This is a genomic window from Plasticicumulans sp. (assembly GCF_035331805.1).
In the GTDB taxonomy this organism is placed as follows: Bacteria; Pseudomonadota; Gammaproteobacteria; order Competibacterales; family Competibacteraceae; genus Plasticicumulans.
Window position 1 is genome coordinate 1 of sequence record NZ_DAOLKE010000145.1, and the last position, 8544, is coordinate 8544.

At 66.8% G+C, this 8544-nt stretch carries 6 protein-coding genes and 1 pseudogene; 6 read left to right on the forward strand and 1 reads right to left on the reverse strand.

The features are described 5' to 3' along the window. A pseudogene (locus tag PKE44_RS11220) lies at positions 1–391 on the reverse strand (hypothetical protein); the annotation flags it as partial. A 173-nt stretch (positions 392–564) separates the two neighbouring features. On the opposite strand from PKE44_RS11220, the gene PKE44_RS11225 reads away from it, so the two are divergent. From PKE44_RS11225 to PKE44_RS11250, 6 genes are read left to right on the forward strand one after another with little or no spacing between them, the layout of a single operon-like run. Continuing rightward, complete coding sequence (locus PKE44_RS11225; RefSeq protein ID WP_324551110.1) at positions 565–1629, forward strand: DUF4384 domain-containing protein; 1065 nt, start codon at positions 565–567, stop codon at positions 1627–1629. 11 nt (positions 1630–1640) lie between these two features. Next, complete coding sequence (locus PKE44_RS11230; RefSeq protein WP_324551113.1) at positions 1641–3089, forward strand: caspase family protein; 1449 nt, start codon at positions 1641–1643, stop codon at positions 3087–3089. Positions 3090–3147: 58 nt separating this feature from the next. Further along, on the forward strand, positions 3148–3696 hold the full coding sequence (locus tag PKE44_RS11235) for a DUF4384 domain-containing protein (RefSeq protein WP_324551115.1): 549 nt from the start codon (positions 3148–3150) through the stop codon (positions 3694–3696). Next, positions 3693–5531: a DUF3160 domain-containing protein gene (locus PKE44_RS11240; protein WP_324551118.1), complete on the forward strand. Its 1839-nt coding sequence runs from the start codon at positions 3693–3695 to the stop codon at positions 5529–5531. The genes PKE44_RS11235 and PKE44_RS11240 overlap by 4 nt, the downstream gene beginning before the upstream one ends. Continuing rightward, positions 5528–7249, forward strand: a complete 1722-nt coding sequence (locus PKE44_RS11245; RefSeq protein ID WP_324551123.1) for a caspase family protein — start codon at positions 5528–5530, stop codon at positions 7247–7249. Before PKE44_RS11240 ends, PKE44_RS11245 begins: the two co-directional genes overlap by 4 nt. 20 nt (positions 7250–7269) lie before the next feature. Next, a complete protein-coding gene (locus PKE44_RS11250) occupies positions 7270–8184 on the forward strand; it encodes an OmpA family protein (protein WP_324551126.1) in 915 nt (304 codons plus the stop codon). Positions 8185–8544 lie beyond the last annotated feature (360 nt).

An 8544-nucleotide genomic window follows, 5' to 3' on the forward strand; every position in this document is an offset into this window, starting at 1 on the left:
GGTCGCCCGTGCGGGGATCGTACAGATAGATGGATTCCGGATCCTCTGCGCCCCCGAGCGTGCCGCCGATCGCGATTTGTCGGCCTTCAGGGTTTATGGCTCCGGCGAGGAGCCGGCCTTCCATATTGGGTCCGATCGGAACACGTAATGTCCGGATGGATTCCAGGGTCGACGTATCCCAGACCCGGGCCGTCTTGTCGTAGGACGCCGTCAGCAGCTGCCGCCCGCTGGCATCGGTGGACAAACTCTTGACCGGTGCCGTATGCCGGTCCGTACCAAGGCGCAGGACCGGCTCGGTCAAGGGCTTGGCTTCGAGCGTGGCACTGGCCAGTGTCAGCAGGGCCAGGCTGGCCAGCCATGCCTTGGCATTGAGGTACTTGCAGAGTCCCATGGCAGGCCTCCCTTCCTGTTGCATCGCAGTATGGCGCAGCGCCTCCATCAATAGCCGATCGCCAGAATTTTTCCAGCACACATTTTTCATGGCATCGATGCTGCGAGCCTGTCAGATCACATCTGTCTGTCCGTCCATGTGGGAACAACCCGCCCCACGAGGAGGCCCGGAAGATGTCCCGCCCATGCTCAAATCGCATCCCCCTGCGTCCACTTGCCCTGTTGGTTGCCACTTTGGCGGCTACGACCGCTCACGGAGTCAGGGCCGAAGAAGCCGCCGGGGAAAAGGCGGTGGAAGTACGCGATTCGGCTTTGGGTCTACAGGTCAGCATCGAGCCTGCCAAGTCGAGTTTCCGTGTTGGCGAGCCGCTGCAGTTCAGGGTGCAGGGCAACCGGCGCTTCCATCTGTATGTGTACACGATCGATCCGCAGACCAAGCGCGCGGTGCTGGTGCTGCCGAACGCTCGCCAGCGATCGGCGGTATATGAGCCGGGCAAGACGCAGAGTGTCCCCGGCAGGACGATCGAATTTGTCAGTGACCGCCCCGGCACCGAGAAATTCGTGATGCTGGCCAGTGCCCAGCCGATCGACATCAAGATCGAGGAATTCACCAAGGACGGCGATTTCTGGACCGTCGACAACGATGAGTGGGAAAGCCAGCTCGAAGCCAAGGGTATCCGTATCCGGGATCCCGATCCGGCTCCGGGAGCCGGCAGCGGCGGGGGCGGCAGTGCCGGTGGCGGTGGTGGTGGCGGCAGCGCCGGTGGGGGGGGCAGGGCGCGCAACGAGGGTGTCGTCATGCGCCAGCTCGCCGTGCGCATCGTCGGCGAAGCCCGCAGTGCGGCGCCGCCGGCCGAGGGCGAGGCCACGAGTACGGCGGTGTTCGTGGCGACCTCACGGGAGCGCTATCTCACCGGCGACCGGGTTTCCATCGTCTATGGCGCCGATCACTCGGGCTGGGTGCGTCTGTACACGGTCGAACCGGATGGCACCCGGGCGCTGCTGACCACCCAGCAGGTGGATGGCCGCACGCTGCGCCGGGCGAGTGCCCGTGCCGAGGCGCCGGCCGGGCGACACGCGCTGGTCGCCATCTACAGCCCGACCGAGGATTTCGATGACAGCCGCTTGCCCGGCACCGGCAAGGATCTCGTCGCCGACAACGCCGACAAGGCGCTGACGCTGGAAGGTGGCGATGCGCCGGTTTCCTACGACGTACGCCGGTTCTGGATCGACGAGTGAGGTGGGCAGTGATGCGCGACCCCTTCCTGGCCTTTCGCCTGTTCGGTCGCGCGCTGCTGCTCGCGACCGCGCTCGCGGCCACGGATGCGATGGCCGAGGACCGTGCCCTCCTGATCGGGGTCGGGCGCTTCCAGTCACCGCAGATCAATCCATTGCCGGGCATCGATCTGGATATCGACCTGATGCGATCCACGGCCACGATGCTCGGCTATCGCCCCCAGGTCCTGCTCAATGAACAGGCCAGCCTCGCCGGCATCGAGCAGGCACTCAAGACCTGGCTCATCGACGGCACCGGGCCACAGGATCGGGTGCTGATCTATTTCAGCGGTCACGGCACGCAGATTCCCGACGACAACGGTGACGAGGATGATCAGGCCGATGAAGTCCTCGTCCCCTACGACCTGCTTCCCAGTCAGCAGGATGGGCGCATCGAACTGGTCAACGGTCTGGTCGATGACCGGCTCGGCGCACTGATCGCCGCCATTCCGAGCCGCGAGGTGCTGGTGCTGATCGACGCCTGCCACAGCGGTACGGCCACGAAGAGCGTGCTGCCGGCCCGTTCGTATGGCAGCGACGTGATGGCGGTCGCGAAGCTGTTCAGCTATCCGGGCATGCCGGTGGCGCGCAGCAAGGGCTTCAGCAACCGCGGCATCATGGTCGAATCCCGGCCGAACACGGCCACCGGTGCCGGTCCCAATTACGTCTCGCTGACGGCCGCCCGGGATGACCAGCGGGCGCTTGCCACACCCAAGGGCAGCATGTTCACGCTGGGGCTGCTCGAAGCGATCCGGGAAGCCGCCGCCAGCGGCAGCCCGCTGACGCTGAATCAGTTGCGTGAGCGCACCGATGCCTACATCCGCGCCAAGGCCGATCCCGGGCAGGTGTTCAATCCGGTGCTGACCGGCAGCGATGTGCTGGCGGGCAAGCCGCTGCGGCTCATTTCGCTCGACAACGGTCACGGGCCGGTGTGGAGACAGGCTGCGGAGATCGTCGGCAATTCGGCACCGGTCCAGGTGCAGATCGGTCGCAGGGCCTATGCGATCGGCGAGTCGGTCGAGATCGCCGTCGATGCTCCCAGCGGCGGCTTCCTGAACGTCGTCAGCATCGATGCGCATGACCAGGCCACGGTGCTGTTTCCCAATCGCTACGAATCGAACAATCGAGTCGAGGCCGGCCGCATCGTGCTGCCGACCACACGATTGCCCTTCGACCTGAAAGCCAACGATCCGCCCGGTCCGACCCTCGTCGTTGCTTTCCTCAGTGAAAAGGCGATCGACCTGTACCGCCAGGGGGAAGTCGAGCGCGACGGCAAGGGGATTCCGATCGGCACCTTCGCTACGCCCGGCCCCTGGGGCCTGCGGGGCATCGCGCCGGTGGCACGCGATTCGTCCGCCCAGAGCGGCGTGCCATTGCGCGCCGGCATGGCTGAAGTCCGCATCTGCCCGTCCGGCGGCTGTTGATCGACGGGTTCAGCCCACGCCTACGGATCTCCACTCTCGACGATCAGGAGCACTCGACATGATGTACACCCCGCTGCGCCATCTCGGGATTTGCGCACTGTTCGCGCTGTTCGCCGGCTGTCAGACGGGCGGTGGCACGACGGATTCCGGCGAGGCCGGTCCCAATCGCCGTGTGCTCGAAGCGCTCGAACCTCCGGGCGGTGGTTTCGAGGTCACGGCCAGCCTCGCTTCCCGCTACCGGGTCGGGGATGACATCCGCTTCACCGTCACGTCGGGCCGCACCGGCAAGCTCTGGATCGTGCAGGTCGATGCCGGTGACGAGCGCAGCGTGCTCTATCCGAACCCGCAGCAGCGCGACAACACGATCCGGGCCGGGCAGCCGCTGCAGATTCCGCCGGCGCGGGCCAAGTGGGGCTTCGATGCGGCGCCACCGCTCGGCACCACGGTCGTCGCCTTCATCGTCACTACCGGTACGGACCGGCTCGATGACGTGCTGCCGCCGGAAGCGGTGCCCGGCAGCAGCCAGCCAAAAGGCCTCAGCGTGCGCAAGGATCTGTTCTGGGGGCTCGCCCGGCATACGATGATCATCGAGGCACGCAAGCCATGAAGGGCCGCGCAAGCCGACGACGCCTGCGAGTACTGGCGTTCGGGCTGCTGGCACTTGGTTCGCCCGCATTCGCCGGTGCCGGTCCGGCCGCGGAGGCTTTCGATTCCGTTTTCGGCATTTACGAACAGAACCGCCAGCAGGGCCGGCCGAACTACGTCACGCAGGATTTGCTGCTGCTCGCCTACGCGCTGATTCGCGAACGTGCCTGGGCCGAGACCGAACAGTCCGAATTGCTGCCGCAGGTCGGCGAGCTGTTCCGTGGCCTGCATCAGGCACTCGCCAATGGACCGGATGACGAAGCCGGTCACGCCAACCTCGAACTGGCCAGCCTGCTCGTGGCGCTGATGGATGATTCCGCCGGCCCTCCGGCCGGTGAGCGCGCGCGAGCCGAGTGGGAGCTCGTGCATGCAGCAGCGGCTGTCGCACCTTCGCCGCTGTTCGGGGCACGCATCGACTACAGCCAGTTCCGGCCGCGCGGCCGCTATACGGCGACGCCGGCCCTGGCAGGCTACTTTCGCGCCGTTCGCTATGCGCAGACGGCATTGTTCGGTGTGCAGCCGAGCGCCTCGACCGGGCTCGATGAAGCGACAGCCGGGCGGCTCGCCGTACAGGCGGCAAGGCTCGCTGCCCTGATCGACGGGGATGAAACGCTGGCACGGGGGTACCGGCGCATCGATGATCTGCTCGCCAGCCGTTTCGGTCCTGCCGATGATCTGCAGGTCGCCGACGTGCTCGTCGTCTCGCGGGCAGCCGATTCAACCGACGCCACCCTGGCCAGACGGCTGGCGACCCATGCCCTTGCGCACGATCGTCTGCCCCGCATCACGAGCGGAGTGGTCGACCCCTTGCGTCTGGAACCGGGTCTGACCCCGGCACGGGCGCTGTCGGGCTGGCGGCTGCTGGCGGCACGCTACACGCCGGAATCGGCTGCGCTGCAGGGGCTGGTCTGGAAGCAGGTCGGCCGGCATCAGTGCAGCGGTGACTGCCCGCCGCCGTTCACGCTGAGTGTCGTCGACGGCCTGCCGGTCAAGGGCATGCCGAACGTGCTTGAACTGCCGGCCCTGCTCGGCAGTGGCGAAGCACGGCAGGCGCTGACCCGGGCTGGCGACGATCGCTATGAGGGATATGCCGAAGCCTGGGGCCGGGCGCGCGAACAACTGGATGCCGATGCCGACGAATCGGGGCCGGCGGCGGCACGTCTTACCCTGCTGCGTGCCGGTTTCGATGCGGCTGCCGGCGCCCCGGCGGCCCGGGAGCGGTTGACGGCGATGCTCGGGTTCTGGACCTACCAGCGCCGCCTCGATCAACTCTACGTCAAGCAGGGGTACACGCTGGCCGGCAAGGGGCTGGAACTGCCATCGCCGGGCCGGCAGCGCAGCGGAGCCATGATCGAAGTCGAGGCCCTGCCGCTGTTGCGGGCGCTGCTCGGCTTCGTCGAACACGAACAGGCCGTCGCCGCACACCCGGGGCGGCTGGCGTTCCGGGAACTGCTCACGCATTGCATCGGTATCGTCGAGCGTCTGCAGGCCGGCAGCAGCGTTGATGCGCAGGACGAGGATTTCCTGAACCGCCTCGATCAGGCGCTGCTCGGGCTTGCCGGCGAGGGGGATGCACCGGTCATCGTCGATCTGCATACCGATGCGGCCAGCGCCGAGGTGCTGGAACTGGCGACCGGTCCGGCGCGTGAAATCCGGCACGGTCCGGCCACCGGGGCCCGGATTTCGGTGCATCAGTTCCGCCAGCCGCTGTCGGGGCGCATGACTGACGCCGACTGGCGCGCGCGCCTGCACAGCGGTGAGGTACCACCACCGATTGATGTCGGTGCCGGCGTGTGAATCCTGAGCCGGATCGGTCGCTACGACGGCTGTGGCTGCTCGGGGTGCTGCTGTTGGTGTTCGGCATGGATGCCGGGGCGCGCAACCTGGCCTTGCTGGTCGGCATCAACCAGTACGCTGGGGTCCAGCCCCTCGAAGGGGCCGTCAACGATGCCACGGAACTGCGTTCGGTCCTGATCGAACGCTGGGGATTCGCAGCGCAGGACATCGTCACGCTGCTGGACGTGCAGGCCACCCGGGCGGCGATCCTGCACGAACTCGACCGGCTGCTGATTCGCAGCCGCCCCGGGGATCTGGTGCTCGTGTACTTCAGCGGTCACGGCACCAGCGGTCGCGACCGGGGTTTCGGTCTGCCGCTGCCGTATTCGACCGGCGCATTCGTACCGGTCGAATTCAAAGCGGAGGGCACGCGCGAGGAAATGATCTCGCGCCTGCTGGTCGGGCGCACGGACCTGCGCCCGCGCATCGAGGCGCTGGATCGTGGCGGCCGGCAGGTGCTGGCGCTGATCGATGCCTGTTATTCGGGCAATACCTTGCGCGGCCTGTACCGCAATACGCTGGCACGGCCAGCCTTTACCAAGCGTTATGTTGCGTTGCCGCCCCGCGGTGCCGGCAGCGAACCGGCGGCGAAGGACCCGGACCTCTGCGGGTACAACTGCGCCAGTGCTGTTGAAGAAGCCTTTCCGTACCGGGCTGTGGCCTACGTATCCTCGGCCAGCGAAGGCGAGGCGGCGGTGGATCTCGGCTCCAGCGTGCTGGCCAGCGTGCCTACCTATGACGGCCGCCCGCACGGAGCCTTCAGCGATGCCTTGCTGCGCGCCCTGCGGGGGGAGGGACCATTGCTCGCCGACCGGGACGGGGATGGCCGGCTCAGTGCTGCCGAACTGCATCAGGTGACGCTGAATTTCCTGCGCCAGCGCGGCCTGCCGCATACCCCGCAGCTGTTGCCGCGCCTCGAAGACGATCGGAGCGGCATTGCCGCTGCCATTTTCCTGCAGGGAACGCCACCTCCGGGTACGGCGCCCGCTGCGCCTGCGGCCGGCCGCACCCTGCGGGTCCAGCTCGTCGACGCGACGCCGGCCCTGACCACGGTTCTTCAGGGACTGGCGCAACTGACACTCGTCGAACGCGATGCCCGCTTGATCGTGCGCCGTGATGGAGAGGAGTGGCAGCTGCAGTCAGCGGCCGGCGACGAGATTACCCGGCTGCCGGCAACGGGCATCAAGAAGGTCGTGGCAGCCGTGCGGGCACAGGCCTGGGTCGAGCGCGTGCTGGCAGCGCCGCAGGATTCGGGGTTCCGGCTCGAACTCGAGCTTTCCGGTCAGGCTCGCGGCAGTGTGGCCGTCGGCGGGCAGTCGATCCATTTCGCGGTACGCAGCGCGCAGCCCGCGCAACTGCTGGTACTGACCGTATCCACCGACGGCAGCGTCGCGGTGTTGTATCCGGGCAATGCCGCCGAACTGCAGCCCGTGCCGGCTGGGACGGCCGTGCGCATTCCGTCGGTCGACACCGAATCCATCCTGGTACAGGCGCCGTTCGGCACTGATCAGGTGCTGGCCTTTGCGTTCCCGCACCCCGAGCCGCGATTGCGGGAGCTGATCGGCGGTTTCTGGGAGTCCGGTGCACCGCAGCTGGAAGCCCTGGGCGACTGGCTCGGTGATCCGGCCCTGGCCCGTGCGCAGCTATCGCTGGTGACCCGTCCCGGGCCCGGATCCTGAACCTTCTGCCGGAGGCAGCCATGACCGAATTCCAGTCCGGATCCATGAAGCGGGTGGTGGCCGTGCTTGTCGGGCTGGGCAGTCTGAGTCTTTCAGGGGCTTTTGCCGAAGACTGCCAGCGTGGCGAACAAATGTTCGAGCAATCGAAGACCGAGCCACAGGTGTCGCAGCGGATTGTGCTGCTGGAGCGTTCAGCGTCCCTGTGTGGCCGCTTTGCCACTCATTATGCCCTCGGGCGTGAACGGCTGGCGCTCGGTGTCACCGGACCGGCAGCCGAAGCCTTCGAGACCGCCCTGCAGCTGGCCGGCGATGACCGCGCTGCAATGCTGGCTCTCGGGCGACTCGCCGAGGCCCGTTACGAACAGGGCCGGATTGGTGAGGCGGTGGCGGCGCTCGAAGGTGCTTATGGCCGGCTGGCAGCCGTCTCGCCGCCGCAGGCTGCTCCGCCATGGCTCGAAGCGTTGCGCCGCACGCTGGACGTACGGATGGCAAGTACCGTGGTGACCGCCGATACGATGCGCAGCATCTTCACGAGCTTCGCGACGCGTGGCATCGGAGTGGTCCCGCGCGTGCAGCTGCCGGTGCAATTTGACTATGACAGTTCCGAGCTGGCCGCAGAAGGCATCAGCCAGGTCACGGAACTGGGCATGGCGCTGGCGACGCCGAAGTTGCTGGTACCGCAGCAGAAAATCCGTGTCGTCGGTCACACCGACGCACGCGGTACCGATGCCTATAATGACCGCCTGTCCTTGGCCCGTGCACAGACGGTTGCCCGCGCCCTTGAACAGCGGCTGCCTGAACTTGCCGGTCGCATCGTTGTGGAGGGACACGGCAGACACGAATTGCGTCATGAGGGAAATGACGAGGAAACCCATCGGCTCAATCGCCGTGTGGAAATCAGGATCGAACCGGGTCTGCGTACCGCCGGCCCCTAGCCCCGGGTTCCTGAAGAATCCCGCAACCGGCTGAGCCGGTGGTCAAAATGCTGCGCTCCTGCATCTGGATTGGAATTTTGATATTCGTGCTCGCGTTCGGGCGTCTTGCAAAACCCTCTCTTGCTCGACAGGTACTGAGGCTGTACTTACGGGCGGCCCTCGGCAAACAGGCTTCAGCCAGATGAGGCCTGACGTATCCGGATGACAGCAGGTGCTTGCGGCCGCCGAGGCGCTGTTGCGTGCCGAGCGAGTGTCAGCTGTGGGGGGCGCGCAACGGCGGCTTCCACAGGTTCGAGGCGGTGCCCAGACCTTCGCGGCCATCGAGGCCTGGGCATCTGGCGCTGTGCGGCAACATTGGAA

Bases quoted from the DNA above. Each gene is read 5' to 3' on its own strand.
- PKE44_RS11225 (WP_324551110.1), top strand. From the start codon at position 565: ATGTCCCGCCCATGCTCAAATCGCATCCCCCTGCGTCCACTTGCCCTG.
- PKE44_RS11230 (WP_324551113.1), top strand. From the start codon at position 1,641: ATGCGCGACCCCTTCCTGGCCTTTCGCCTGTTCGGTCGCGCGCTGCTG.
- PKE44_RS11235 (WP_324551115.1), top strand. From the start codon at position 3,148: ATGATGTACACCCCGCTGCGCCATCTCGGGATTTGCGCACTGTTCGCG.
- PKE44_RS11240 (WP_324551118.1), top strand. From the start codon at position 3,693: ATGAAGGGCCGCGCAAGCCGACGACGCCTGCGAGTACTGGCGTTCGGG.
- PKE44_RS11250 (WP_324551126.1), top strand. From the start codon at position 7,270: ATGACCGAATTCCAGTCCGGATCCATGAAGCGGGTGGTGGCCGTGCTT.